The organism is Streptomyces sp. NPDC050738 (genome assembly GCF_040654175.1).
Classification (GTDB): Bacteria; Actinomycetota; Actinomycetes; order Streptomycetales; family Streptomycetaceae; genus Streptomyces.
The window spans coordinates 143,645-169,104 of sequence record NZ_JBFAHN010000007.1 but is presented as its reverse complement, the minus strand read 5'-3'; the positions used below and the strand labels follow the sequence as shown (position 1 = coordinate 169,104).

The following is a 25,460-nucleotide window of genomic DNA, read 5'->3' as shown; positions in this document are numbered from 1 at the left end:
TGGGCTGTGAGGCTGGCCGCCCCTCGCCGGAGCAGACCCTGCGGCGGGGTCCAAGTGGAGGTGTCCATGACCGTCGCGTTCACCCGTACCAGATATGCGCAAAACGAAATACGTCACCGCCGTCCACGCCGCAGTCCCGTGCCGTTCCTGGTGTCCCTGGTGATCTGGTCCGGTGGCGCGGGAGTGCTGGCATTGTGGTGGAGCGACACGACCTCGGTGGTCGGCACTGCAGGCTGGCTGACCGGCGCTGGGCGTATCACCGGGCTGCTCGCCGGCTACGCCTGCGCGGTGCTTCTGGCGTTGATGGCCCGCATGCCGCTCCTCGACCACACCATCGGCACGGACAGGCTCGCCCGTTGGCACGCCCTGGGCGGGCGCTGCACCGTCTCGCTGGCCCTGGCCCACACCCTGCTCATCATCTGGGGCTACTCACTGGCCTCCCGTACGAGCGTGGTGGGCCAGACGTCCACGCTGGTCTTCCACTATCCAGACCTGCTCAAGGGCACGATCGGATTTCTGCTGTTCCTGCTCACTGGGGTCATCTCGGCGCGCGCGGCCCGCCGCAGGCTGAGTTACGAGACATGGCACTATCTGCACTTCCTCACCTACCTGGCCGTCTTCCTCACCTTCGGCCATCAGCTCTCCAACGGGGCCGACTTCGTCGGCAACCGCCTCGCCCAGACCGCCTGGTACACGCTGTTCCTGAGCATTGCCACCCTGGTCGCCTGGTTCCGATTCGCTGTCCCCGTGCGTCGCGGCCTGCGCCACCGGATGCGGGTTGCCGCGGTCCGTCCCGAGGCCCCGGGGGTGGTCTCCGTGTACCTCACGGGCGAGCATCTGGACGAGCTGGGCGGCGCGCCGGGCCAGTTCCTGCGCTGGCGCTTCCTGGCCCGCGGCCTGTGGTGGACCGCCAACCCCTACTCCCTGTCCGCGCCTGCACTCCCCCGCCACCTGCGCATCACCGTGAAGACCGCCGGCGGGCACAGCGCCGCGCTCGCCCGCCTGGCGCCCGGCACCCGGGTGTGGGCCGAGGGACCGTACGGCAGCTTCACCGCGATGCGCCGAACCGCCCCGGAAGTGCTGCTCCTCGCCGGTGGTGTCGGCATCACCCCCCTGCGCTCTCTCTTCGAGACGCTTCCGGGCGACGTGACCCTCGTCTACCGGGCCCGTCGTGTCGAAGACCTTGCTCTACGCGGCGAGATCGACGCGATAGCCAGCCGCCGACGCGCCACCGTGCACTACCTCCTCGACGGACCGCCCGGCCAATCGTCCCCGATCACCGCTCGGAGCCTGATCGCCCTGGTCCCGGACCTGGCCGCACACGACGTCTATGTGTGCGGGCCACCGGGAATGACGCAGGCCGCCATGGACGCCCTGCGGGAAGCCGGTGTACCGGCTTCCCGCATCCACCACGAGTCGTTCGCGTTCTGAGGAGAACCCGCCATGCGCAGAGCCATCGTCGCCACCACCGGGATCAGTGCCCTGGTCGTCGCGTTGCTCGCCCTCAAACCCCACCAGGCCCCGCCACTGGCCGGCAGCACGTCGCGAACACCCGCGACCTCCCACCCGACCCCGACGGCAACCTCAACGGGCACCTCCAATGGGACGGGAACGTTCACCGGGGATCCCGTAGAAACCGAGTACGGCACCGTCCAAGTCGCCACCACCCTGGACAAGGGAATGATCACAGCGATTCAGGTCCTCCAGGCACCGAATCAGAACGGCCGCGATCAGCAGATCTCGGCCTACGCCCTGCCCCGTCTCACCCAGGAGGCGCTCGGCGCCCAAAGCGCGCAGATCGATTCCGTCTCCGGAGCCAGTTACACCAGTGAGGGCTATATCCAGTCGCTACAGAGCGCCCTGGACCAGGCTCATGCCTGACACCGCACACGGACTGCGCCACGTCGAGCATGTGATGGGCACCGTCTTCTCCTTCGATGTCCGGGACAGGCCCACCCCGGCCATCCACGACGCCCTCGCCGAGGCCGTACGCCATCTCCACCGGGTCGACGCCGTGTTCTCCACCTACCGGACCGACAGCCACATCAACCGACTCGACCGTGGCGAAATCCGGCTCTCGGACTGCCCACCCGAAGTCCACGAGGTTCTGTCGCTGTGCGCAGAGGCCACCCATGACAGTGACGGCTGGTTCAGCATCGTCTCAGCTGGAACGCTCGACCCCTCGGGTCTCGTCAAAGGCTGGGCCACCGAAGCCGCATCCCAACTCCTCCACGCCGCCGGCGCCCGCAATACCTGCGTCAATGGAGGAGGTGACATCCAGCTCCGAGGCCAAGCAGCCCCCGGTATCCCATGGCGTATCGGCATCGCCCACCCTCAGCGGCCCGGCGAACTGGCCACAGTCATCGCGGCGCACCACGACTTGGCCATCGCAACATCCGGCATCGCCGAACGAGGCGCGCACATTCTCGACCCGCACCGAGGCACCCCCGTCACCTCGTTCGCTTCCCTGACCCTTATTGGCCCACGTCTGACCATGACGGATACGTACGCCACCGCCGCATTCGCCCGAGGCAAGGGTGCCTGGGCCTGGCTGGAATCCCTGGAAGAGTACGAAGGGTTCGCGATCCTGCCTGATAGTCAGCAACGACAAACCTCAGGATTCAGCCGATACGGATCATGAGTTGCATTCGCCCCTAAGACCAATCACGAAGGCCAAGCCTTAAAGGGTGTTGCACAAGGCTGTGTTCGGGCAGGTCGGGGCGTGTGAGGACATTCCTCTGGTCATGATGCGATCGCGAGATTGTGCAAATGGGCAACGGCCTGGGCGGCGTGGTGGAGGCCGTTGCCGTGCTGCCGGCAGTCACGGAGGATCTTGTAGTTCTTCATGCGGCCGATCACATGCTCCACCCGGGCACGGACCTTGCCGTGGGCGGCGTTGTCGGCTTCCTCGCCCGGGAGCAGGGGCCGTCGGGGGCGTTTGCGGTGCGGGACGACCAACTGGCCGTTGAGGTAGGCGCCGTCGCCGAGGATGGTCACGTCCTGGCAGTGCTCGGCCAGGCCGGAGGCGCGCCAGGCGTGGGCGTCCGCGGTGGTGCCCGGCACCGGTCGGGCCGTCGCGATCACGAGCCGGGTCTCGGCATCCACGATGACCTGGACGTTCGCGGAGAACCGGTAGTTGCGGCTGGACGCTCCGACCTGCCGGTCACGGACCGGAATGAGGGTGCCGCCCACGATCCACAACCGGTCGGCGGCACCGGTCGGGCGGGAGAGAGGCTTGATGGCGAGCAGCGGCCCGAGCCTTTGGACCACCCGGCACACAGTGGAAGAAGAGACACCGAACAGCGGTCCCCGTTGCCGCATGGTCAGGTTCGTCCGGTAGTACACCGCGACGATCAGCACCCGCTCGGCCAGCGACAGACTCCACGGGCGCCCCCGCAGGGTGCCGTTCCCGCCCCGCTCCCAGACCACCCTCAGCAGCCGACCGAACTGCTCCATCCGCAGCCCCGTGAACGCCTCCACCCACACCCGTTCAGCCCTCAACACCCCCAGCGATACACCGAAGATGCCCAGTTCACAGCCTTGCCCAACACCCTTTAGCGGTTCGGGTAGTAGGCCGGGAAGCACACGGCGCCGTCCTCGCCGCAGATCTCGGTCTTCGGAATCGGGCTCGAGTGCTTCTCGTAGGAGATCAGGCCCAGCTTGCGGCCCGAAGCGAAGGTCACGACGCCGTCGTGAACTGGGCCCGCCGCCCCTGGCTCCGCCCCTTTGTAGGCGTACGGGCCATGCTCACCCTCGACAACGGCAAGAAAGGCAAACAGGCCGGGCTGCTCACCGGGCTTCGCCTCATACGGCGCGCCCATCGTCACCATCAGCACGCCCTTACGCGGCCAGCTCTCCGGCAGCGACCCGCATTCGACCCTCGCCAGCCCCTCGCAGACGATCGCAGAACAGTACATACGGTCGTCCTTCATCCACAGGAGCTCACCGGCATCTGGCGCGTCCCGCCTGATCACCGCGACGAACTCGTCGGACGGCATTTCGTAGGAGGGCATCACCTTCATGCTCTTTCGGACCGACGCCAGCATCGGCGCATCGCCGACTGTAGGCCGTGCCGCCCCGACCGGGACGGCGGGCCCCGACGAGGATCCCGGCTTGGGCAGCGAGGGTGACACAGTGGGCGAGGCCTGCGCCCGCTGCGACTTCTGCGGCGTAGATCCCGACGGCGGAGCCGCCGTGCACGAAGTCACGGCCAGCAGTGCCACTCCGTATCCCGCTCCGTACGCGACGAGTCTTCGCCCGTAGTATTGAGCCCCATCTGCGTCGTCACGGGACAGCCCGAGGTTAAAGAACAAGCTCAGGGATAGAGAGTCGTGTGCCTCAGCGCGGAGTAGGTCTCATCAGGTCGAGATAGCCGCCACGGCCCCAGAGGTCCATCTGAAAACGGGCGGGCGACACGGCCTCCGCCCCCCTCACCGCAGCGCCAGACCACATCGCAGCGACAGCAATACCAGACATTGCTCCACATAGGACGCGCCAGAGCCACCCCCTCACCGATCCGCCGACGCGTCCGTCGGGCCCGCAGGCCCCAAGGCGCCAGCACCAGCACGTTGGCCCCGGTCGGTTCCAGCCAGCCGAGAGAGCCAACGAGCGCGGCGAGGACGAACAGGGGCTTCCAGGCCCACGACCTGCGCGACTTCCAGCTCCAGAAGAGCATCGACGGAACGGCGTGGACGGACGTCGACGCGGTCACCGGCAACACCTCCATCCTCACCGACCGCACCGTCCCTGCCTTCACCGCCAGGTACGTCCGCCTGCGGATCACCGGCGCTGCGCGATGGAAGCCGCCGGATGCGCGCCCTGCCGGGGCAGCCGTACGTCGCGGAAGTCCGGGTGCCCTGTGTAGGGGGACAGCAGGCAACGCACGGCGTATCGCAGCGACTTCCCAGCGGGCCTGCGCAGGTCGGTGGCCGTGCACGCTTCGAGGATCAGACGCTGGGCCGTGAGTCGCTGCCGAGCCATAGCGGTTGGTTCGTCCTCCGCTGCCATGGCCACACTGCTCGACCAACTCGCGTCGGGGGCACCCTCCACTGTTGGAGACTCGATACGGCAACGGACGAGGTCCATCGGACGCTCATCTTGTAGCTGACACGGCTGCTCCGGTGAGTAATGACCCGCTCCTGGCCGGTGGGCCCGGTGGGCCCGGTGTGCCCGGCCAAAGGAACGCCGGGGGGGAGCTCAGGTCACTGGACGAGAACCTCCTGCGGCAGGTAGAGCGGCATGGAGTCCTCCCACTGGCTGTCGGTCAGCAGCTTCTTGCCGGACCCGTCGGAATTCATGCTGAGGATCTGACCGTAGGGCTGGAAGGTGTTGTCGTAGAGCGCCGCCTCCTCCCGGAACCCGTACATGCCGCTGTTGTACAGAATGCGTCCGTCGCATTTCCACACGGCGTGACCGTCGTTCGCGCCGGTGCTGGTCAGCACGCGCAGGCCGGTTCCGTCCGGGCGGATGGTGCACACGTCGAAGTTGGTCGCACTCGTTTTGCGGGTGAAGAGGATCAGGCTGCCGTCCGGCGACCAGTCCGGCAGGTTGTCGGATTCGGTGGTCAGGACGGTCGTCGTACCGGTGGAAAGATCTAGGATGCGCAGGCCGTTCTCTGCGCCCCACACGCGGTACACGACGCGTGTTCCGTCGGCCGAGTAGCTTGGGAAGCCGGCGTTCGTGGTGTTGTCCGTGAGCGCTTCCAGGGCTGAGCCGTCGCTGCGTACCCTCATCACCGTGGCTGTGGTCACCGCACGCTCCTGGAACCATCCGCCCAGGCCGAATGCGATCCACTCTCCGTCCGGCGACCATGTGGGGCGGAAGGCGCCGGCCAGCCCCTTGGCGACCATGACCGGGTCGAGTCCGCTGTCGGCGGTGTTGAAGACGACCTGGGCGTCGGAACCGTCGGGGTTCATGGTGACGATCGAGGACTTGCCCGCGCCGGTCTGCTTCTCCGTCATCGCGAGACGGCCCTGTGCCGAGAGGACGGGGAACACGTCACAGAAGCGGTAGTCCCAGTCCGCGTCCCAGCTGTACAGCGGGGCGTCGAGTGCGCGGGGGGTGAAATCGACCTTCTCGTAGATCACTGACCGGCCGTCCGGTGACCAGACCGGCGAGCGCAGCGACCGCTTGACGGAGGGCAGCGTCCCCGACACGTAGGCCAGTCCCTCATCGGCTCCGCCCTTGATGAGGTAGCCGATTTCGGTGGCGTTCACGTACTGGGGTGCGACCTTGAGGTGGGGGCCCGAGGTGTGTTCGATCCGGTTGGCGCCGGTCGCTGCGTCGACGGACACGATCTGGGATTCGACGATGCCGATGGCTTCCGGGCGGTGGGCTCCCCAGGTGCCCTCGGTGGTGATCTCGTAGTAGACGATCCTGGCACCGTTCGGCGACCACTTCGGTGAGCCCAGACAGAACCCCGGCTTCGTGGCCACCTGGCGGAACCCGGTGCCATCCTTCTTGATGACGTAGATGCTCAGTTCCTGGGTGTGTTCCCAGCCCTGGCCGTCATTGTGTCCGCGCCAGATCGTGTTGCGGTCGCTGGAGAAGGCGATCCACTTGCCGTCGGGGGACCAGGACGGGCGGAAATGACCGTCAGGGCTGGAAGCGTTGCCGGCCAGGGCCGCCGTGCCGGTCAGGTTGGTCAGTTTCTGGGTGCGCAGGTCGAGCAGCCATATCTGCGAGAGGTGGTCCGCCGAGCGCGTGGAGGCGAAGGCGAGCGTGTTGCCGTCCGGGGACAGGGCAGCGGCGTCGTCCATGGCCGGCCCGGTCACCAGGGGCTGGACGCCTACTCCTTGGCCGGATCCGTTGAGACTGGCCCAGTAGATGCAGGAGTTGCCGTCGCCGGTCCGCTCCGAGGTGAAGAACACCTTCTTGCCATCGGCCGAGAAGGCGGCGTGGCGGTCGTACGTCGAACTGTCCAGCAGCTTGCGCTCGTTGGAGCCGTCGGAGTTGGCGATGTACAGGGTCGATGCCGATGGCCCGATCCGGTTCATCAGCATCACGCCCTTCTTGCCGGACGCAGCTGCTGCCACAGCGAAGGGCTTGGGCAGGAACGCGGTGCCGGCGACGGCGGCACTGGCCGTGAGGAACGCTCGACGCTTCATGTCAGGAGACATCGCTGTCTGGTGTCCTTTCGTTGTCGGCGGACGCGCGGTTTCGGAGGACGTCACCTCGCAGGACGTGATCGTCGGCTCTGTCGGAGGGCTCTGGGAGGGCGTTCCGGCCACGGCTCTGATCGTTCTCGCGGGGCCGTTCGGTTCGTTGATCACATGCGCCCGCCGCATGGATTGTCGAACAAGATGGGCGTGACCGTAACACTGGAGAAAATCGGCCACAAGAGATCCTGCAAACATGCAGCACATTTGGCGAAGTGCCGCCTGAGGGTCAGGTTTTCTTGTCCGACAATCCTTGCTGGTTACGGTGAGGTGAGCACCAAATCCAAGGACACGCGTGCCCGTTAGACTTCTGGCGTCATGGAACCGAGGGTTCGAGGTGGGTGAAGGTGACGGCCGAGAGCCTGGGCGACGGGGCGACGCTGGCGAGACTGCGTACCGTGACGATGTGGCTGTCACGGCAGATGCGTGAGCCGTCCGACGTCGAGACGCCGATCACACCGTCGCGCCACTCCACCTTGTGGGCTGTGGAAGCGTTCGGTCCTCTGCGGATGACCGACCTCGCGCGCCTGGAAAAGATCAGCAAGTCGTCCGTCACGCGCATCGTGAGCAATCTTTCGGCGGACGGCCTGGTCGAGGTCGCCCCGGACGCCAACGACGGCCGTTCCACACTGGTCGGCATAACACCCGAGGGCAGGGAGGTCCTTGCGTCCACCTCGGAGCGCACGGACACGTTCTTCCGTGCCCGCATCGCCGGCTTTTCGGAGGCCGAGAAGGTGATGCTCGAGGCCGCCGTGATGCTGCTGGAACGGCTGGCCACTCCTGCCGAAGTGCGACCGGCTGACGGACTGGAGTCCCGCGGGGTCGGGTCCTGAAGCAGCTGGCATAGTTGGTTTCGTCTGGGTACTTCATTCGGCACCGGTCGGCTGGTCGACGGATCTGTCCGCCACCTGATGGGAGCCCGCGCGACCTCTTGGTCGCCTGAAAGAGGCAGCAGACCTGCCCAGTTGGGCAACTGATCGGGGTCTTGCTTCCGCGCGTGTGCGTGAAATACCGTTAACTGCGCGACCTTCCCCTGTGGAAACTAGTACCGAACTAGAACTTTCTACGAGCCCGACAAGACAGCGGCTTCTTCCTGGAGCCGCCGCCGATCGGAGCTCGCAACCCGCAAGGGAGCTTCATGCCATCCCTTCGGCCGCAAGCCGTCGGCGTCCCGCGCCCGAGCAGCTTCACCTCGCTCAAGATCCGCAACTACCGCCTGTACATGCTCGGTCAGTCGATTTCGGTGGCCGGCAACTGGATGCAGAGCATTGCCGTGGGTTGGCTGGCGCTGCAGCTCACGCACAGCGGGACGATGCTCGGCATCGTCACCGCCGCCCGGTACCTGCCCATCCTGCTTCTGGGGGCCTGGGGCGGCCTGGTGGTGGACCGGCACGACCGTCGTCGGCTGCTCACCCTCACGCAGGTCTGCTTCGCCGTACAAGCCGCTTTGCTGACTGTGCTGTCGTGGGCCGGCCTGATGGAACTTCCGCTGCTCGTCGCGTTCATGCTGGCGCTCGGTTTCGTCAACGTCTTCGACAGCCCGGCCCGCCAGAGTCTGATCAGCGAACTGGTCGACCGGGAGCATCTGCCCAACGCGATCGCCATCAACTCCACGCTCGTCAACACCGCGAAGCTCGTAGGGCCCGGTCTCGCCGGAGTCATCATCGCCACTCTCGGGGTGACCCCGTGCTTTGCCCTGGACACTCTGTCCTTCCTGGTCGTCATCGTCAGCCTCCGCGCACTGCGCGCGGCGGAGATGCAACCCGCCGAGCGCGAGATACACGCCAGGGGGCAGATCCGCGCCGGCATCGCCTACATCTGCCACACCCCCGAACTGTTGCGCCCGATGGTCATGGTGTACGTGACAGGAATCCTGACGTGGGAGTTCCCGGTGACTCTCCCGCTCTTCACCACCTTGGTCCTTCATGCCGGCCCCGAAGGGTTCGGCGCCGCAACGGCCTTCATGAGTGCCGGGGCGGTTCTGGGAGGGTGCTTCGCGATGCGGCGCCCCCGGGTGACCTCGCGGTCCCTGTCGGTGTCGGCGGTCATCTGGGGGGCTTTGATCTGTGTCGCGGCGCTGGCTCCGAATCTGCCGCTGGCGCTGGCAGCCCTGGTGCTCGTCGGCTCCGGATCGATCACGTTCAACGCATCGGCCAAGACGCTCCTGCAAGTTGGAGCCGCGCCACAGATGCGTGGGCGTGTGGTGTCCATCTGGTCGATCGGCTGGATGGGCGGCACCGTCATCGGCGCGCCGATCGTCGGGGCGATCGCGACGGTCAGCGGCCCACGCAGTGCTCTCCTGCTCGGTGGGCTCGCTGCGGCGGCCGTGGGACTTGCCATGCTCGCTCTGCCGTCGCCTCCCCGACGCCGCGACGTAGTCGGGCCCGGCGGTGGGTGACCGGCCGGGCCCGACAAGCAGCGTCTCGTGGTCAGAAGCGGGTGGATCCTGCTGTGCCCTGCGAGGAGCGGATGGCGATGCAGTCGGCAGCGGGGACGGCTACGGAGGTACCGGTGTCCGAGAGACGCCCGGATCGCGGTTCCACACCGAAGAGGTTGACCGTATTGCTGGCCTTGTTCGCGACGAACAGCCAGCGCCCCCCGGGGTGCAGGGAGATGCTCCACGGTGTGGTGCCCCCGCAGGACAGACGCTGCACCTCGGTGAGCAGGCCGGTGTGCGGGTCGGCCGAGAAGACGACGAGGGTGTTGTCGCCGCGGTTGGAGACGTAGACGTGTCGGCCGTCCTGGCTGATGGCCAGTTCCGCCGCGCTCATGGCGCCGGTGTGATCGGGCGCATTGGTCGTGAGGAGCTGCTGGGGTGTCAGTACGCCGGTCCGTGCGTTCCATCCCAAGACCTGGATGTCCGCGGTGAGTTCGTTCAGCAGGTAAACCGTCCTGCCGCTCGGGTGGAAGACCAGACGCCGCGGACCCGACCCAGGGGCCGTCGCGTAGGCGCCATCGCCGTCCGGCCTGGCGGACAACTCGTGGGTGGCCCGGTCGTAGCCGTGTACGAACACTCGGTCGGCTCCGAAGTCCGCGACCAGAGCGAACCTGCGGCTCGGGTCGATGACCACGTGATGCACGTGCGGCGCCGCCTGTCGCGGATTCGGCCCCGAACCCGTGTCCTGCACCCTGGAGGCCACGCCGCCCAGCCGGCCGGTGCGTCCGACGGATAGCGTCGCCGCGGAGCCGGTCGCGAAGTCGGCGACCAGCAGCGTGTCCGCGTCCGAGTTCAGCCCGATGTACGACAGCCCGCCGCTGCCGCCCGGGACGGCCTCCGTCCCGATCTCCGCTGTCTGCCGGACCGCGCCCGAAGCGTCGTCGAGACGGAAGGTACGGATGAAGCCGCCGACTTCCGCGCCGGCGACGTAGAGGACCGGGCGGGTCGGGTGCACCGCGACCCAGTTGGAGCTGACTGTCGCCACGGACCCCAGGGCGTTCATGGTCCCGCTGACGGGGTCGAACCGGACGGCATGGAGCTGGCTCTGACCCCAGGTACCGACGTAGAGCAGGTCCCTGTGCGGGTCAGAGGCAGCGGCCGCCGGTGTGGCGGAGAGCATTGGCACGGCGGTTGCGGTCGACGCCGCGATCGCTGCCAGCACTGCTCGGCGGGAGGGCCGCAGGGAGGACGGCGGCCCGTCGTCCCGGCCGGGGGACGGTGCGGTGTGCGGGTGTTCGTTCATCGGTGGAGCAGTCCTTTCCCTTGACGGGGCGTGTGCGCGCGGCGGACGCCCTGGGTGTTTCAGCGCTTGGGCTGCGGGCGGCGGCGTGCGGCGAGTCCGAGGCGCTTCAGGGCGTACGAGTCCAGAGCGCTCAGCACAGCGTTGAGACCGAGCGTCAGGGCGACGAGAACGATGAGTCCGGCGAACTCCGAGGCCGCGTCGAGATTCTGAGCCGCGGTGAAGAGTTCGTGTCCCACGCCTTCCGACGAGGCGATGAACTCGCCGCCGATGACACCGAGGATGGCCAGGGGCCCGCCCGTCTTGAGCGCGGCAAAGAAGGGGGCGGCGAGCGTCGGGATCGTCACGTAACCCAGGACGTGGTGCTTGCGGCCGCCCATCACCTGGACGACCTCGACGAGTTCGCGTTCCCTCAGCCGCAGGCCGAGGTAGACGTTGTAGAAGACCACGAAGGCGACACCGGTCATCGCGATGGTGATCTTCGACCAGGGGCCGATGCCGAAGAACAGCAGGAACAGCGGGGCGAGTGCGATCTTCGGGATGCCGTTGACGGCTGCCACGAGGGGTTCGAGCACTCGGCCAAGCAGCGGGAAGGATCCGAGTACCAGGCCCATCACGGTTCCGGCGGCGACGCCGAGTCCGAAGCCGGCCAGCACTTCGACGGTGGTCACCTTGATGTCGGTCCAGCCGCTCGCCGAACTCAGCATTTTGACGAGGGCGTGGTACACGGCGTCGGGCTTGCTGACCGCGTACTCGGGCAGGACGGGACCACTCATCACCTGCCACAGGGCGAGGGCAATGATGATCACCAGGATGCGCAGCACGACGACGGCGGTGGTACTCCGCCAGAAGGTACGCGCCTTCTGGACGGGCCGGCCCGCGGTCTCTCGATCGCGCGTGGTCACGGTCTGGTCGGTGACGGTTGCCATGTTCTGCTCCCTTCCGGGCGGGCTCGGCCGTGTCACGGCAGGTAGGTGTTGGTCCAGTTGTCGGAGGACACGCTGGCATCAGGCACCGCGCCGATGCCGTCCTTCACGAAGCCCAGGGTCTTCTTCCACCCGGCGTCGTCCTGCTTGCCACTGCTCGGCCAGTCGACCTGTCCGACGGAAGCGCTCAGTACGTCATCGGGCAGGCCCGGCAGGGTCTTGCGTGCCGCGGCCAGTACCTTCGCGTCGGTGGACGGGTGCGCGCTGAGGTAGGCGACCGCCTTCTGGACTGCGGTGGCGAACCCCTTCACCGTGGCACTGTCGGACTTCGCGTAGTCCTTCTTCACGACGACGACCTGGCCGTATCCGGCCTGTGCGGAGCCCCACTCCGGAACCTTTGACCGGTCGGCCACCACGACGCCGTCGCCCTCGTGCTGGACCTGCAGCGGAATCGGTTCGGAGGTGATGAACCAGTCGACCTCGCCCTTGACCAGTGCGGCCTTGTCAGCGGCGGGACTCGGAAGCGAGACCCACTTCAGCTTCGTCGGGTCGACGTCGTGCGCTTTGAGGAAGATGCCAGCCTCGGCCTTGGTGTTGGCGGAGCTCGCGCCGGCCGTCGAGTCGGCCAGTGCCTTGGCCACATCTGCCGCCGGAGTGTCGGCGGTCAGGTTGTGGCTCTTCGCGAACTTGGTGCTGACGGCTATACCGAGGGGATTACCTCCGCCGTTCGTGGCGACCGACAGCTCCGGCAGGCCCTTGGAGATACCCGCCAGGAAGCTGGTCGGGCTGGAATTGAGGAACTGCACCGACCCCGACTGCAGGGCCGAGGTGCCCGTGGCGGCGGTCAGCGTCACATACTTGATCTTGATGTTCTGCTTGGCGAAGTAACCCTGTTCGTCCGCCAGGCGGATGGACATGTCGAAGACGTTGCCGCTCACGCCGACCGAGACGGTCCTCTTGCCGTCCGAGCCGACCGACGACGAACTGCCGCTGCTACAGGCGGTCAGACATGCGGCGCCGCACAGTACGGAGACAGTCAGTGCGAGGTGCGTGCGGTTCATGCGGTGGTTCATGGGAACTCCTTTGTTCACCAGGCTTGCTGAGTACGGAAGAAGCGGATCCAGAAATCCGTGCAGGCCGGATCCGAGACAGGAATCGTCCGGAAGTGCGCGCCGATCTCCATAACGGTGTCGTCACCCGAGAAGGCCGGCCAGGACGGCAGGTCGCCGCCGTTGGGGTCGCCGGTGGCGATGAAGTTGATCCAGTACGCGGAGACGGTCCGCGCGACCCTGTGGTCCTCCTCGGTCCACGCCCCTGTGCCGCCGGCGGGGTTGCGGAAGATGTAGTCGATTTCCGAACCGTGGCCGGCCCGTCTGGGTCCGCCGTCCGGTGCCGGGGCGCGATGGGTCCAGAAGTAGGTGTGCACGTTGCCGGTGGCGTGGCGGGTCCAGTCCGCGCCCCACAGACACGTCGAGATGCGGGAGTTGTCGCGTACCGCACGGCTGCTGGCGCGTGCCGCCTCGTTGTCCGTGGCGGCCGGGTAGAGCCGCAGGAATTCCCCGGCCATCTCCCCGAACTTGCGACTGGCCGCCGCGACATGGTGCTCAAGGGTCACGTTGACCGCAGGCGAGCCCGGCCTGAGGATCCTGCGACCGCGGCGCAGGGCGTCGACCAGGGCCTCCGGTATCGCACCGCTCTCGTCGAGATTGTTCCCGGTGAGGTAGTCGACGTCGTTCTGCAGGCCCTTGGAGTACGTCTCGTCGTAGCCGGCGGGCAGCGCCCAGCCGTCCAGGACGGGACGGAACAACGGAGGCGACGCGAGACCACCGGTGTCGACGCTCGCGTCGACGGGATGGCGGCCGTCGATGAGCTTCCGCCAGGGCAGGGCGCGCAGTTGTCGTGCTGTGCTCGCACCTTGGGTCCGCACATAGCGCTCCCCGGCGCTCTCGGCATCGGCGGACGTGCGGTAGGAGGTGGACAGATAGCGGAGCTCGGGATCGCTTGCGTACCGGGCATGGCTCTGCGCGATCGCACGGTGGAACAGGCCCTTGGCGAGCGGGGACATGGACAGGAAGTTGACCATGCCGGCCCCTGCGGACTGGCCCGCGATGGTGACGCGGTCCCGGTCGCCGCCGAAGTGCGCGATGTTGTCGCGCACCCAGCGCAGCGCGGCGACACAGTCGAGCAGTCCGTAGTTGCCTGAGGACTGTTGTCCCGACTCCTCGCTCAGATCGGGTGCGGCCAGGAAACCGAAGACGCCCAGGCGGTAGTTGAAGGTCACCACGACGAGGCCGTCGCGGGCCAGGTTCTCGCCGTCGTAGCGAGGGTTCGCCCCTGTGCCCTCGCGGAATCCGCCACCGTAGATCCAGAGAAGGACCGGGCGCCGCTCCTGCCGGTAGGCCGAGCCCGTCCAGATGTTGAGGTTCAGGCAGTCTTCGCTCATGGGGACGTCGACGCCTGTTGCGGCAGCTTCGGCCGGCGCCTGTGGGCACATGGGGCCGAACCGAGCCGCCAGCAGGGTGTCCGCCCAGGCCGGGGGCGGCTGCGGCGGCCGCCAGCGGAGGTCACCGACGGGCGGGGCTGCGTACGGGATGCCCCGGAAGGCGGTGACGGTGCGGTCCCGGCAGAGGATGCCTTCGACGGGTCCCGCTTCGGTGTGCGCGGTGGGGCGGACCATGGAGTCCTTTCCGCCCCTGCCATCCGTCAGTCGCGGAGTGGCTCTGGGGACGTATTTAGGAGCAGCGCCCTGCGGGCGGAGCCGACGTGATGACGCATCGCCGCGTTCGCCGCGTCGGGGTTGCGGGTGAAGATGGCGAGGAAGATCGCCTGGTGCTCCTCGACCGACCCGGTCCTCGGGTGCTGCACGGTGAGGTTGCGGTACTGCCGCATCACCAACGGGTAGAGCAACGTGTCGTAGGCGCGGGCCAGCGTCACTTGGTGTGCGGCGTGCTTGATCTGCTGATGGAAGCTCCGGTTGCCACGTGAGTAGGCGTCCTGATCTCCTCGGGACTGCGCCTCCTCCATCTCGTGGAGCGTGGCGCGCAGCCCCTCGACCTCCTCGGCCGTGGCCCGCTCCGCCGCCTTGCCGGCCAGCGCGGCCTCCAGAATCTCGCGGGCCTCCAGGATGTCCACCGCTTCCTCGATGGCAAAGCTCCTGGTACGCACCCCACGATTGGCCTCGCTGGTGACGTAGCCCTCCTGCGTCAGCCGCACCAACGCGCTGCGTACGGTGCTCCGCGACACGTCGAACATCCGCGTCAGGTCCGCTTCGGTCAGCCGTGTGCCGGGCTCGACGCTCCCCGACATCAGCAAGGAGCGCAGCCCCTCGTAGACATGGCTGTAGCGGGTGCCGGACGCTTTCTCGTGCGTATCGGCACTGGTGCTTTCGCTGTCCACCTCGGCCACCTTCGGTGTTCGTAAAAGTGAGAACTGAGGCGGGAACAGTAGCTGACGGCATGGTCGTCAGCTCCCGTGCGTGCCCAGAAACGGGTACAGGCGTCGGGCCGTACCCGCGAAGATCTCCTGCCGGTCCTGCTCGGGCAGCCCCGCGAGGACCTCTTCGGCGAGGCTGCGGAGGTCGGGCAGGGACTGCTCGGCGGCCGGCAGGTTCGACCCCCAGGCGATCCGCCCGGCGCCGAACGCCTCGACGACCGGGGTGAGGAAGTCGCCTGCCTGCTCCCCGGCGTCCTGGAGCCGTTCGAGGTTGCGGTGGGTGAGTTTGAGGTGCAGGCCGGGGTGCACGCCGAGTTCCGCGACGTCGGCGCCTGCGCGGTCGGGCGAGGCGGCGATGTCGGGGTAGCCGATGTGGTCGAGAAGCACCTTCACGCCGGGGAAGCGCTTCAGCAGTTCCACCAGTTGGCCGGTGGCCGCGCCCAGGCGCATCTGGAGGCAGACCGGCAGGTCCAGTTCCGCGGCCTGCTCCCAGAAGGGGAACGTCTCCGGGGCGATGAACCATTCGCCCTGTGTGGGTACGGTGCTGCCGCTGGTGAACAGGCGCACCCCCGACAGACCGCCCTCACCGGCCACGGCCTTCAGGTTCGCGGCCGCGTCGGGGCGCAGCGGGTCAACGGTGCCGACGGCTATGAAGCGTTCCGGATGACGCAGGCTGCTGTCGAGGACATACGAGTTGTCGTAGCCGTAGTTCGTGGTCGCCTGGACCAGGACGGCCTGGCCGATGCCGGTCTCGTCCATCCGGGCGAGCATGCCCTCGGCGGTCACGGGCCTACTCGCGGCCCACTCCGACTGCTTGCCTCCGATCGGGGCCTTGGGGTAGGAGGTCAGGTCCTCGGAGATGATGTGGCAGTGTGCGTCGACGAAGTCCACGTGTGGTGCTCCCTTGTCTTTGGTAGGTGCGCTGCGGGCCGAATTGGGCTCAGGCGTCCGGGTAGTCGCCTTCGGCGAACAGCGACGTCAAGCCGGCGGGGAAGTCCGCGTCGAGCAGGCCCTGGTCCTTCGCGAAGCGCACCATCGCGTTCAGGCTGGGCTCGTTGGCCGTGATGCCGTACGGAACGGGGTCGCCGCCGATCGCGCGCCCCTGGCGACCGAGCCGGGGCACGGCCGACCAGCCGGGCGCGACGGCGAGGTGACGGCGCTTGCTCTCGGCGAAGGCCGCGTACAGCTTGGTCGGCAGGCCCGGGTCGCGCTCCACGAGTTCGGTGCGGACCGAGATCAGCGAGTGCAGCGGGTAGACGCCGGTGCGCAGGTAGTGATCCACAGCGAGCGTGCCGGCTTCGGGGAAGAGCGGGTAGGGGCCCTCGTCGATGGTGGGCTCAGGGGCGGCCGTCGCGGCCCAGCCGGCCTTGGGCGCGCCGGCCCGGCCGGTTCCGGCGTTGCCGGTCAGGGCGGCGTCGATCTCCCCGGTACGCAGCAGCTCGCCCAGCGAGCGGCCGTCGGTGACGCGCTCGACGTTGGCGGGGACCCGGCCCTCGATGTGGTCGTCGTCGTCCACCACCCAGGTGATCGTGTCGATGTCCACCCCGTACTGGTCGCGCAGTACGCCGCGTACCCACACGCCCGTGCTCACCGAGTAGGCGCGCACTCCGATCCGGCGTCCTTCCAGATCGCGCGGTACGCGGATGCCGGAGTTGGCGGCGCACTGCACGTCGCCGTGGTGGAAGCGCCGGTTGAGGAACACCGGGATCGCTGTGAGCGCGATCCCTTCCTGGCGTGCCATCAGGTAGGAGACCGGCGCCAGTTCGCACACGTCGAACTCCAGGTCCCTGATCATCCGCCGGTAGGCGCCGATCACCGGCTTGACCTCCACGGGATCGACCAGCAAGCCGTCGATCTCGGCCTCGCCGTCCAGGACCGCCTGCGCGTGCGGGAAATCTCCGAGAACCACCGTGAGCTTGTCCATGCTCTGTCCTTTGCTGTGTCTGAATCTGGTCCGACGGTCCGTGCGTGCTGCTGCTTTTCAGCCCCCGAGGCGTGCCGGGGTGACGCCGAGTGCCGCACAGGTCCGCTCGACGAGCTCGTCGTAGTCGACCGCCCGCGGGATCACGTCCTGCTCCAGGGCGTACGTGGCCGCCTTGGTGAAGGCCGCGCGCAGTGACTCGAAGCCCACCGGGTGCAGGGGATAGGAGCCGCCCGCTTCCTTGGCGGTGAGCACCGAACGCATCGCGTCGTACGCGGCGAGGATCGCGGCCGGGTGCTGCGCAACAGCGGCCTCGGACACGGCGACCACGTGGTTGACCGGGATGAATCCCTGTTCTGCGGCCCACTGTTCGGCGACCTGACGGGCGTCGTCGACGGCGGTGCGGATGCGGTCGTCGGCGGGCAGTTCGTTGCCCATGATCCCGAAGTCGACCCGGCCATCCATGAAATCAGCGGGCAACTTCACCCCCGCCTGTGCCCGCTTCACCCAGGCCGGGTCCTCGGCGCCGTTGACGTGGTGGCCCTCGTACGTCGTCCACTGGGCCTTGCGCAGGTCGATGCCGTACTGCTCGGTGAGGAATCCGCGCATCCACACACCGGTGGTCTGACTCCAGGCGCGGACCCCGACGCTGTGCCCCTCCACGTCGGCGACCGACAGCTTGCCGAGGGTCACCAGGGTCTGGTGCTGGTGACGTCCCAGCGTGGTGACCGGAAGGAGCAGCACCGGCTTGCCGTGGGCGACGGCCTGCAGGACGGTCACGATGGCAAGCTCGCACAGGTCCACGTTCGACGCGTTCACGAAGCCGCGGGAGGCCTTGTGCACCGGCTTGATGTCGACCCGCTCCGGCTCCGCACCCGCTTCGCGGGCCGCCGACAGCGCGGCTGCCGCGAGATCGTCACGGCCGAGTACCAACTGCATTTCTCTCTCCTCCTGTGACAAGAACGTGGCGGGTCAGGACCGCTGGTCCGAAGGCGCGGTCGGCGGCGTGTGGTGCCGCTCGTGGTGTTGGCGCAGCAGATCGGCGCCGAAATCGTTGCCGTTGGGGGTGCGCACGATGGTGTGGATGTGCCGGCGCGAGGGGTAGTCGTTGTCGAAGAGGACACCGGCCATGTGCTCGAACTCGACGAGGATCACCGGGCTGTGAAAGCGGTAGTAGAAGGTGCCGTCGGGGTCTCCGGCCCAGGCGAAGTGGGTGTCCCCTTCGTGGGCCCGCACCTCGTCCATTCGTACGCGGGCGTGATGTTCGCCGGCCCGGTTCACGTACAGCCCGAGCAGCCGGAGCGCGGTGTCCCGCTGGCCGGAGGACATCCCGCTCAGCGGCAGCCCCTGGTAGTCGAGCTCGAAGTTGTCCCGGAAGGCTCCGACGAACAACTCCTGAGGCATCGTGTCCGCGACGACCGCCCGCTCCCGCTGCCGGCCGTCGAGTTGAGTGAACAGCTCGTGGCCCAGGGCCTCCTCACCTCGGAACGCCACGGTCCCGGCGTACTTCCCGGATCCCGCGATCACCGGCTCGGCGCCGAGAAAGGAGGGGGTGAGGACCATCTGGTCCCCGACGAACACGCAGTTGATGTTGACGTGGTGCCCGTCGAGCTGCCAGCCCCAGGGACCGCCGTTCTCCGGCTCGCCATAGAGGGAGAACCAGTACAGCCACTCGTTGAGCCCGTGCGTGTTGTCGCTCATCTCGCCGATGGTGAGATTGAGGCGCATCAGGTCGACCATCTGGCGATACCCGTCCGCACTGAGGCTCTCCCGTACGACGGCCAGGGCCCGTTCGCGGCCCGCGTCGTCGAAGTCCTCCAGCAGCAGGCCGTGGCGCAGGAAGTACCGGGCGCCGTTGTTCCAGTGGCGCCAGCTCACGTCGTCCATCGGGAAGCGGCCATCGACGAGCTGCTTCTGCGTCAGGCCTGCGAGGTAGTCCTCCGCCGCCTGATACACCTTGCGGACGTCCGAGCCCGTCTCGCGCAGCGGGAACAGTCCCGGCTGGACGCCCTGGGAGGTGGCCACTCCCCGGAAGGGCTCGTCCGCCGCCTTCACCCGCCAGGCGACCTTTTCGAGCAGGTCCGGTGTCCAGACTTCCGGCTTGCGCGTGGGCGGGTTGCCCCGCTTCCGCAGGCCTACCGGCTCTCCCATCGCTGCTCCTCCATTCGGTGTTGCTTTATTCGGTGGTGCTTCATCGGGTCCTCACAGGTCGAGGAAGGCCGTCTGCTTCTCGACGGCCGCGACGTCGACCGGCTCCCGGATGAGGTTCTGCTCCAGGGCGTACCGTCCGGCGACCTCCAGGCAGGAGGTCAGCGATGCGCTCCAGCCGGCCGTGACCGCACGCCCGGCGGGCGAGTCGTCGCGCTCGCCCGCGGTGTCCGCGATCGCTTTCTTCAGGGCCCGGCAGACGGCGAGCACGGCGTCGGGGCGGGTGCGCAGGATGTCGTCGCGCACCACCAGCAGATGGTTCGCCGGGATCGTCCCGTGCCGTTCTGCCCAGGCGAGGCCTGCGTTCTCGGCGTCCGTCACGAGCGGGACCAGGCCTGCGCCCTGCCCGCCGATCGCCTTCGGGCCGAGTACGGCCGCGGTGACGTCGTGGGAGCGGAGCAGGTCCGCGACCTTCGCGGCCGCCGACCGCTCCACGTACACGGGATTGGCGTACTGGGCGACGTGGACGTCCTCGGTGGTCACCCAGGTGACGTCGGAGGCTTCGACTCCGTACTCCTCGCGCAGCCAGCCGCGTACCCACAGACCGGTGGTCTGGCCGTACGAACGCACGCCCACGCGCCGGCCGACGAGGTCCCGGGGGCTGAGCTCCGGGGCCTCGGGCAGTTTGGTCAGGGAGCGGTGGTGTGTGCTTCCCACCAGTACCACGGGCAGCAGGGTGATCGGGACGCCGGCGTCGCGCGCCTGGAGGTAGGTGGCGGTCGGCATCTCGCAGATGTCGTAGGCCAGTTCGCGGACCATCCGGGCGAAGGCCGGGGGCAGCGGCGAGGATTCGGGGAAGCGGCAGTCCACCCCTTCCGCGGGGACGGTCCCGTCCTTCAGCGCCCGGGTGTGCGGGTAGTTGCCGAGGAGGACGGACACGGGCGCCGTCGGATGTGTCTCTCGCATGGCGCTCACACGTCCTCGCCGTACTGGATGCGCCGGTACGGGGTGCTCAGCACCTCGCGAGTGATACGGACGTCGATCACGGTGGGCCGCGGGGAGCGCACGTACTCCGCCAGCGCGTCGCGCAGCTCCTGCGCAGTGCGGACCGTGGCACCTCCACCGCCCAACGCCTGCGCAACCGCCCCCAGTTCGGGTGTGGAGATGGTCGCCAGGTCCGGGTCGAGCCCCTTGGCCTTCGCCTTGTGGTATTCGGCGCCGAGCCCCTGGTCGTTCATCACGACGACGAGCAGCGGGATGTCGTACCGGCACGCCGTCTCGAACTCCGACAGGTGCATGATGAAGCTCGCGTCGCCCTCCACCACGAAGCCGGGCTTGTTGCCCTTCGCGACCATCTGGCCCATGGCGATCAGCGGGGCCTGGCCGATGGCGCCGAACATGCCGTAGTTGGAGAGCACGTCGCGGGAGCGCTGGAAGAGCATGGTGCCGAAGTCGGTCTGGTGACCGCTGCCCAGCACGAGGCCTATCTCGCCGGGGAGTTCGTGGTCGAGGATCCAGATCGCCTCGCGCGGGTCGAGCAGTCCGGGCTCGTTCACGTACTCCGGCTGCTCGATGCGGCCGTTGAGGTGCTGCTTGACCTCATCGGTGTGGAAACCCTCCAGGCGGACGGACCGCGCCGTCAGTTCCCCCGTCAGCTCGGTGAGTGCGGTGATGGCGTCCGCCTGCAGGTAGCAGTCGGCGACCTTGCCGTTGCCCATCACCAGGTGTGGGGCGGTGTCGATCTGGATGTACTTGGCCTCGGGGTAGAGGTAGCCGCTCTCGATCGTGTAGTGGTTCAGGCTGGCTCCCACCGCGATGACGCAGTCGGCTTCCTGGAGCAGTTCCATCGAAAGTTTGTCGCCGAAGAGGCCTGAGAGGCCGACGTGGAAGTCGGTGCGGTCGCACAGCCAGTTCTTCGCCTGCAGTGTGGTGGCCAGCAGGGCGCCGGTGAGCTTCTGTAGGGCAATGATCTCCTCGCCGGAGTCCGCCTTGCGTGCACCGCGTCCCGCGATGATCACCACGCGCTTGGCGTCCTGGATCAGGTCGCAGGCCGACTGGATTCCGGCCGGGTCCGGCAGCAGCCGCGCCTTGTTGAGCAGGGCGGTGGACGGTACGTAGTTCTCGTCGTAGTCGTCCATGTCGGCGACCTGCACGTCGAAGGGCGCGCTGATCATGACAGGCCTGGACTTGGTACGCGCCAGGTAGAAGGCGTCTCGCACGGCTTCCTGGGCCTGCTCGGGACGGGTCACCTGGATGAACTCGCACTCGATCGCGGCGGCGAAGCGGCGCTGGTCCAGGTACTGGGTGGCGCCTTCGTCGCCCAGCGGGGTCTCTCCGCAGAACGCGACCAGGGGGGTGCCCGCCCGGCTGGCGCAGAGCATCGAGGTGGCCAGCTGTGAGACGCCGGGGCCGCTGGTCGTGGTGACGACGCCGGGCTGTCCCGAACCGCGGGCCCAGCCGTCCGCCATACCGAGGCCGGAGCCCTCGTGCCGTACCTCGTACAACCGCACACCGCGGTCGGCGAGCGCGGCCATCCAGTGCATGTTGGCGTCGCCCATCATGCCGAAGACATCGGTGGCGCCTTCCTTGACGAACGCCTCGGCCAGTGCTTCGTAGACCTTCACTTCTGGGACTCCTTGAGGTTCGTCGCGGCCGTCGTCCGCGCTTTCAGGACGCCGTCGAGCCGTGCGAAGACACGCAGGGCGTTGCCTCCGTAGACCGCCCGGCGGTCGGTGTCACTCAGGCTGTCGATGGAGTCGAGGGTGTATTTGGTGTCGTCGAACCGGCGGCCGGTCTCGGGGTCCACGCTGCGGACGGCGCCGATCATCTCCGAGGCGAACAGGACGTTCTGCGCGGGGATGATGTCCAGCAGCAGTTCCATGCCGCGCTTGTGGTACACGCAGGTGTCGAAGTAGACGTTGCGGAGGATCGACTCCTCCAGCGGCGGCCGGCCGCGGTCCTGCATCATTCCGCGGTAGCGGCCCCAGTGGTACGGGACGGCGCCGCCGCCGTGCGGGATGATCAGTTTCAGCTCGGGGAAGTCCTTGAACAGGTCCGACTCGCACAGCTGCATGAACGCCGCGGTGTCGCCTGCGAGGTAGTGGGCGCACGTGCCCTGCATCGCGGGGTTCCTCGACATCGCGACGTGGATCATCGCGGGGACGCCGAGTTCGACCATCTTCTCGTAGAGCGGGTAGTAGACCCGGTCGGTCAGCGGCGGCGCCTGGTAGTAGCCGTCCGAGGGGTCCGGGTTGAGCAGTGCACCGACGAATCCCAACTCCTCGACGCAGCGCTCCAGTTCGGTGACGGAGTTGGCCACGGACGCGGGCAGTGCGTCTCCCGGGGACTGCGGGAGCTGGCACACGCCTACGAACCGCTCGGGGAAGAGGCCGCACACCCGGGCGATGAGGTCGTTGCTGACCCGGGACCAGTCGAGGCTGGTCCGCTCGTCCCCGTAGTGGTGGGCCATCTTGCCCGCGCCCGGCGAGAAGAGCGTCAGGTCGGTGCCGCGCTCGGTCTGCAGCTTCAGCTGACCGTTCTCGATGGCGGTACGGATCTCGTCGTCGCTGATGCGCAGCTCGCCCGGCGAGACCCTGGCGCCGGACTCCTCGAACACCCGGATCTGCCTCTCCCGCCACGCGCCCAAAGCGGGAGGCGCCGTGGTGAAGTGGCCATGACTGTCGATGATCATGAGTTACTCCGAAACTTGCAGTGCGGTGCGGTGGTCGCATGGTCTGCGGGCGGGCCGCAGAGCCTGTCAGGCGCGGCCGGTCAGCTCCCGGGCCTTGTCCAGGCCGGGGTAGGTGCGCACCGGAGCCGACATCAGGAACCGGTAACCGTCGTCGAGCACTTGCTTGACGTTGCCGGCGGTGACGTGCGGGTGGGCCACGGCGACTCCGCGTGCGTTGCAGATGTCGAGGATCTGCCGCTTGCACTCCAGGACGCGCGGGTGCTCGTACTGGCGGGGAAAGCCCAGTTCCTGGCTCATGTCGCCCTCGCCGATGAGGATCAGCCCGATGCCCGGCACCTGGTCGAGGATGTCCGGCAGGTTCTTGATGCCGAGCTGGTCTTCGATCATGAGCCCGACGAGGATCTCTCCGTTCGGGGCGAGCGGCCAGACGTCGGCCTTGGCGTAGTACTCGATGTTCGATATGCCCCAGTAGCGGGTCGCCGCGTGCGGGCCGTCCCCGCGCAGACCGGCCGGCTCGTAGAGGGGGGCGTCGGGCATCCGCGGGTAGCGGCAGGCGGCAACGGCGTTACGGGCTTCCTCCACCGTGGAGATGTGCGGCCAGATAATGCCGAACGCACCGAGATCCAGTGCCTGCTTGGCGTGCCACTGTGCCTTCTCCGCACCGTTGGCGGGGATACGCACGATAGGGGTGACGTCCGGTGCGAGGCTGTCCGCCTCATGGACCCGGCGCCTGCTCAGCAGGTACTGAAAACTGTCCTTCAGCGCATTGATGTCCCAGGGCTTGTGTTCCATCTCGAACACCACGGCGTCGTAGTCCGAGTTGCTCAGCTCGATCGCGGACGTCGGATCAGCCATGGCGAAGGTCGCGAAGACGTGCTCCCCCGCGGCGAGGGCGCCGATCACCTTGTTGAGCCTGGACGTTGTCATCGCCGACCTCCCTGGTCGAGTGCTTCAGCGGACCTGCTCTCGGAGCGCGGGAGCGACTGCCCCTGACGCTTGGACTTTCGCCCTGCCCACCACGCCCGCAGCCGGGCGAACAGACCGGTCGGCCGGGGCGGCACCGCGTGCCCACTGCCGGACGCTTCCACGAGTGGTTCCGCGGACGCCGGGGCGCACTTCTGGATCAGCTGTTCGGTGAACTCCACCGTCATGCGGGAGGCCACCATCCCCGCCCCCGACTCGATCAACTTGACGAGCTTGCCGTTGAGTTTGATCTCTCCATCGCAGAAGACCTTCGAGGTGTCGGGGGTGTCCCCCTCCACGACCCGGAAGGTGGCGTGGGCGCTGAAACGGGTGGCGCCCTGCCCGTCCGCGCCGCGGGCCGTGAGAACGCCCTCACGTGCGGGCTCGTCCAGGTCCAGGGAGATGCGGGCGGCGAACTTGACCCGCAGACCGCCGAATCTGATGGCCAGGGTCCCGTCGAAGGACCCGTCCTCGTGCGACGGACCGAGTTCGGCGCCGCCGATGCAGGACACGACGGCAGAGGGATCGGAAATGATCTCCCAGACGCGTTGGGGAGGACTCGGAACAGCGATCTCTTCCGTGATCGATATCAAAGCGGTGAACCTCACTCGGCGGCAGGCGCGACGCCTGCCGGAAAAAGGGGCATGACGAAACAACCGGCATGGCGGCTTGGGGTGCGGAGCTCCGGACGGCGGACCAGGGGTCCGCGCCGCGGGCTACGGTGGTGGGGGTTGGGCCGCGCGGTTACGCGGCGGCCTTCCGCTCGGCGGCGAAGAGCCCCCAGAGGTCGTTGTAGAGCTCCGCGAATTCGGGAGACTCGACGAGCGAACCGATCTGGCGCGGCCGCTCGAAGGGGACCTGCATGACACGGCGGATCGTGCCGGGACCCTTTGACATCACGATGACCTCGTCGGCCAGGTAGATGGCCTCGTTGAGGTCGTGCGTGACGAAGATCAGCGTCCCTTTCTGCTCTCGCCAGATGTTGAGCAGTTCCTGCTGCAGTTCGAGCCGGGTGATGGCGTCGAGCGGCCCGAACGGCTCGTCCATCAGCACGATGGACGGGTTGTAGATCAGCGCTCGCGCTATCGCGCAGCGCTTCTGCATCCCGCCCGACAGCTCCCGGGGGAAGTGATGCTCGAATCCGGTCAGGCCAACGAGCTTGACCCAGTGCGCGATCCGCTCCTCACGCTCGCCCTTGGGAACCTTGCGGAACTTCAGCGCCAGGCCGATGTTGGACTTGACGCTCAGCCAGGGCAGCAAGTGCGACTGCTGAGTCACGTACGCCGCATCGGAGTTGACGGATGTGACCGGCTCGCCGGCGTAGTGGACCTGCCCCCGGGTGGGGGTGAGCAGTCCGGCGGCCAGGTTGAGGATGGTGCTCTTCCCGCAGCCGCTGGGCCCGATCACGGCTACGACTTTGCCGCGGTCGACGGTGAACGACACGTCTTCGATCGCCGGTCGATGGGACCCGGGAAACTCCAGTGTGACGTGCTCGAGGCGGAGTGCCTCGGAGTGGGAGTTGGGCTGTGTGGTCGCCATATCAGT

Annotated in this window: 24 protein-coding genes; 5 read left to right on the top strand and 19 right to left on the bottom strand. The window is 67.8% G+C overall.

The window, feature by feature from the left end:
• Positions 1–66 precede the first annotated feature (66 nt).
• From AB0H78_RS19945 to AB0H78_RS19935, 3 genes are read left to right on the top strand one after another with little or no spacing between them, the layout of a single operon-like run.
• A complete protein-coding gene (locus AB0H78_RS19945; protein ID WP_363235795.1) occupies positions 67–1,431 on the top strand; it encodes a ferric reductase-like transmembrane domain-containing protein in 1,365 nt (454 codons plus the stop codon).
• Between the two features lie 12 nt (positions 1,432–1,443).
• The gene (locus tag AB0H78_RS19940) at positions 1,444–1,881 is read left to right on the top strand and encodes an FMN-binding protein (RefSeq protein WP_363235794.1); all 438 of its coding nucleotides are present in this window, start codon (positions 1,444–1,446) and stop codon (positions 1,879–1,881) included.
• A 34-nt stretch (positions 1,882–1,915) separates the two neighbouring features.
• Entirely contained in the window at positions 1,916–2,641 is a 726-nt protein-coding gene (locus tag AB0H78_RS19935) for an FAD:protein FMN transferase (protein WP_363235793.1), read from the top strand.
• 101 nt (positions 2,642–2,742) lie between these two features.
• On the opposite strand, the gene AB0H78_RS19930 is transcribed toward AB0H78_RS19935, so the two are convergent.
• The 4 genes from AB0H78_RS19930 to AB0H78_RS19915 all read right to left on the bottom strand — a co-directional run bounded on the left by AB0H78_RS19930 (position 2,743) and on the right by AB0H78_RS19915 (position 7,106).
• Entirely contained in the window at positions 2,743–3,510 is a 768-nt protein-coding gene (locus tag AB0H78_RS19930; RefSeq protein ID WP_363236059.1) for a transposase family protein, read from the bottom strand.
• Positions 3,511–3,554: 44 nt separating this feature from the next.
• Positions 3,555–4,046, bottom strand: coding sequence for a hypothetical protein (locus tag AB0H78_RS19925; protein ID WP_363235792.1), 492 nt, complete (start codon positions 4,044–4,046; stop codon positions 3,555–3,557).
• A 733-nt stretch (positions 4,047–4,779) separates the two neighbouring features.
• Entirely contained in the window at positions 4,780–4,980 is a 201-nt protein-coding gene (locus AB0H78_RS19920) for a hypothetical protein (RefSeq protein WP_363235791.1), read from the bottom strand.
• Between the two features lie 221 nt (positions 4,981–5,201).
• Complete coding sequence (locus AB0H78_RS19915; RefSeq protein WP_363235790.1) at positions 5,202–7,106, bottom strand: hypothetical protein; 1,905 nt, start codon at positions 7,104–7,106, stop codon at positions 5,202–5,204.
• A 398-nt stretch (positions 7,107–7,504) separates the two neighbouring features.
• Here AB0H78_RS19915 and AB0H78_RS19910 point away from each other — a divergent pair, with 398 nt between their 5' ends.
• Positions 7,505–7,990, top strand: coding sequence for a MarR family transcriptional regulator (locus AB0H78_RS19910; RefSeq protein WP_363235789.1), 486 nt, complete (start codon positions 7,505–7,507; stop codon positions 7,988–7,990).
• Between the two features lie 305 nt (positions 7,991–8,295).
• A complete protein-coding gene (locus AB0H78_RS19905; RefSeq protein WP_363235788.1) occupies positions 8,296–9,555 on the top strand; it encodes an MFS transporter in 1,260 nt (419 codons plus the stop codon).
• A gap of 31 nt (positions 9,556–9,586) precedes the next feature.
• Here AB0H78_RS19905 and AB0H78_RS19900 read toward each other — a convergent pair whose 3' ends face one another.
• From AB0H78_RS19900 to AB0H78_RS19830, 15 genes are all read right to left on the bottom strand, one after another.
• Positions 9,587–10,837: a lactonase family protein gene (locus tag AB0H78_RS19900; RefSeq protein ID WP_363235787.1), complete on the bottom strand. Its 1,251-nt coding sequence runs from the start codon at positions 10,835–10,837 to the stop codon at positions 9,587–9,589.
• 59 nt (positions 10,838–10,896) lie between these two features.
• Complete coding sequence (locus AB0H78_RS19895) at positions 10,897–11,763, bottom strand: ABC transporter permease (RefSeq protein WP_363235786.1); 867 nt, start codon at positions 11,761–11,763, stop codon at positions 10,897–10,899.
• A 32-nt stretch (positions 11,764–11,795) separates the two neighbouring features.
• Positions 11,796–12,833 (bottom strand): ABC transporter substrate-binding protein, encoded by a 1,038-nt coding sequence (locus AB0H78_RS19890; protein WP_363235785.1) that lies wholly within the window; start codon positions 12,831–12,833, stop codon positions 11,796–11,798.
• Between the two features lie 14 nt (positions 12,834–12,847).
• Entirely contained in the window at positions 12,848–14,437 is a 1,590-nt protein-coding gene (locus AB0H78_RS19885) for a carboxylesterase family protein (RefSeq protein WP_363235784.1), read from the bottom strand.
• Positions 14,438–14,463: 26 nt separating this feature from the next.
• Positions 14,464–15,156 (bottom strand): GntR family transcriptional regulator, encoded by a 693-nt coding sequence (locus AB0H78_RS19880; RefSeq protein WP_363235783.1) that lies wholly within the window; start codon positions 15,154–15,156, stop codon positions 14,464–14,466.
• Between the two features lie 66 nt (positions 15,157–15,222).
• The gene (locus tag AB0H78_RS19875; RefSeq protein WP_363235782.1) at positions 15,223–16,083 is read right to left on the bottom strand and encodes an amidohydrolase family protein; all 861 of its coding nucleotides are present in this window, start codon (positions 16,081–16,083) and stop codon (positions 15,223–15,225) included.
• A gap of 49 nt (positions 16,084–16,132) precedes the next feature.
• Entirely contained in the window at positions 16,133–17,116 is a 984-nt protein-coding gene (locus AB0H78_RS19870) for an ABC transporter substrate-binding protein (RefSeq protein ID WP_363235781.1), read from the bottom strand.
• A 57-nt stretch (positions 17,117–17,173) separates the two neighbouring features.
• Entirely contained in the window at positions 17,174–18,052 is an 879-nt protein-coding gene (locus tag AB0H78_RS19865; RefSeq protein WP_363235780.1) for a hypothetical protein, read from the bottom strand.
• Between the two features lie 33 nt (positions 18,053–18,085).
• Complete coding sequence (locus tag AB0H78_RS19860) at positions 18,086–19,264, bottom strand: DUF3500 domain-containing protein (RefSeq protein WP_363235779.1); 1,179 nt, start codon at positions 19,262–19,264, stop codon at positions 18,086–18,088.
• 51 nt (positions 19,265–19,315) lie between these two features.
• A complete protein-coding gene (locus tag AB0H78_RS19855) occupies positions 19,316–20,227 on the bottom strand; it encodes a hypothetical protein (RefSeq protein WP_363235778.1) in 912 nt (303 codons plus the stop codon).
• A 5-nt stretch (positions 20,228–20,232) separates the two neighbouring features.
• Positions 20,233–21,885: a thiamine pyrophosphate-binding protein gene (locus AB0H78_RS19850; RefSeq protein WP_363235777.1), complete on the bottom strand. Its 1,653-nt coding sequence runs from the start codon at positions 21,883–21,885 to the stop codon at positions 20,233–20,235.
• Positions 21,882–22,952 carry an amidohydrolase family protein gene (locus tag AB0H78_RS19845; RefSeq protein ID WP_363235776.1) on the bottom strand — a complete coding sequence of 357 codons (1,071 nt, stop codon included), beginning with the start codon at positions 22,950–22,952 and terminating at the stop codon, positions 21,882–21,884. Before AB0H78_RS19845 ends, AB0H78_RS19850 begins: the two co-directional genes overlap by 4 nt.
• 66 nt (positions 22,953–23,018) lie before the next feature.
• Positions 23,019–23,879: an aldolase/citrate lyase family protein gene (locus AB0H78_RS19840; protein WP_363235775.1), complete on the bottom strand. Its 861-nt coding sequence runs from the start codon at positions 23,877–23,879 to the stop codon at positions 23,019–23,021.
• On the bottom strand, positions 23,876–24,523 hold the full coding sequence (locus AB0H78_RS19835; RefSeq protein WP_363235774.1) for an SRPBCC domain-containing protein: 648 nt from the start codon (positions 24,521–24,523) through the stop codon (positions 23,876–23,878). Before AB0H78_RS19835 ends, AB0H78_RS19840 begins: the two co-directional genes overlap by 4 nt.
• A 136-nt stretch (positions 24,524–24,659) precedes the next feature.
• Positions 24,660–25,454 (bottom strand): ABC transporter ATP-binding protein, encoded by a 795-nt coding sequence (locus AB0H78_RS19830; RefSeq protein ID WP_363235773.1) that lies wholly within the window; start codon positions 25,452–25,454, stop codon positions 24,660–24,662.
• Positions 25,455–25,460 lie beyond the last annotated feature (6 nt).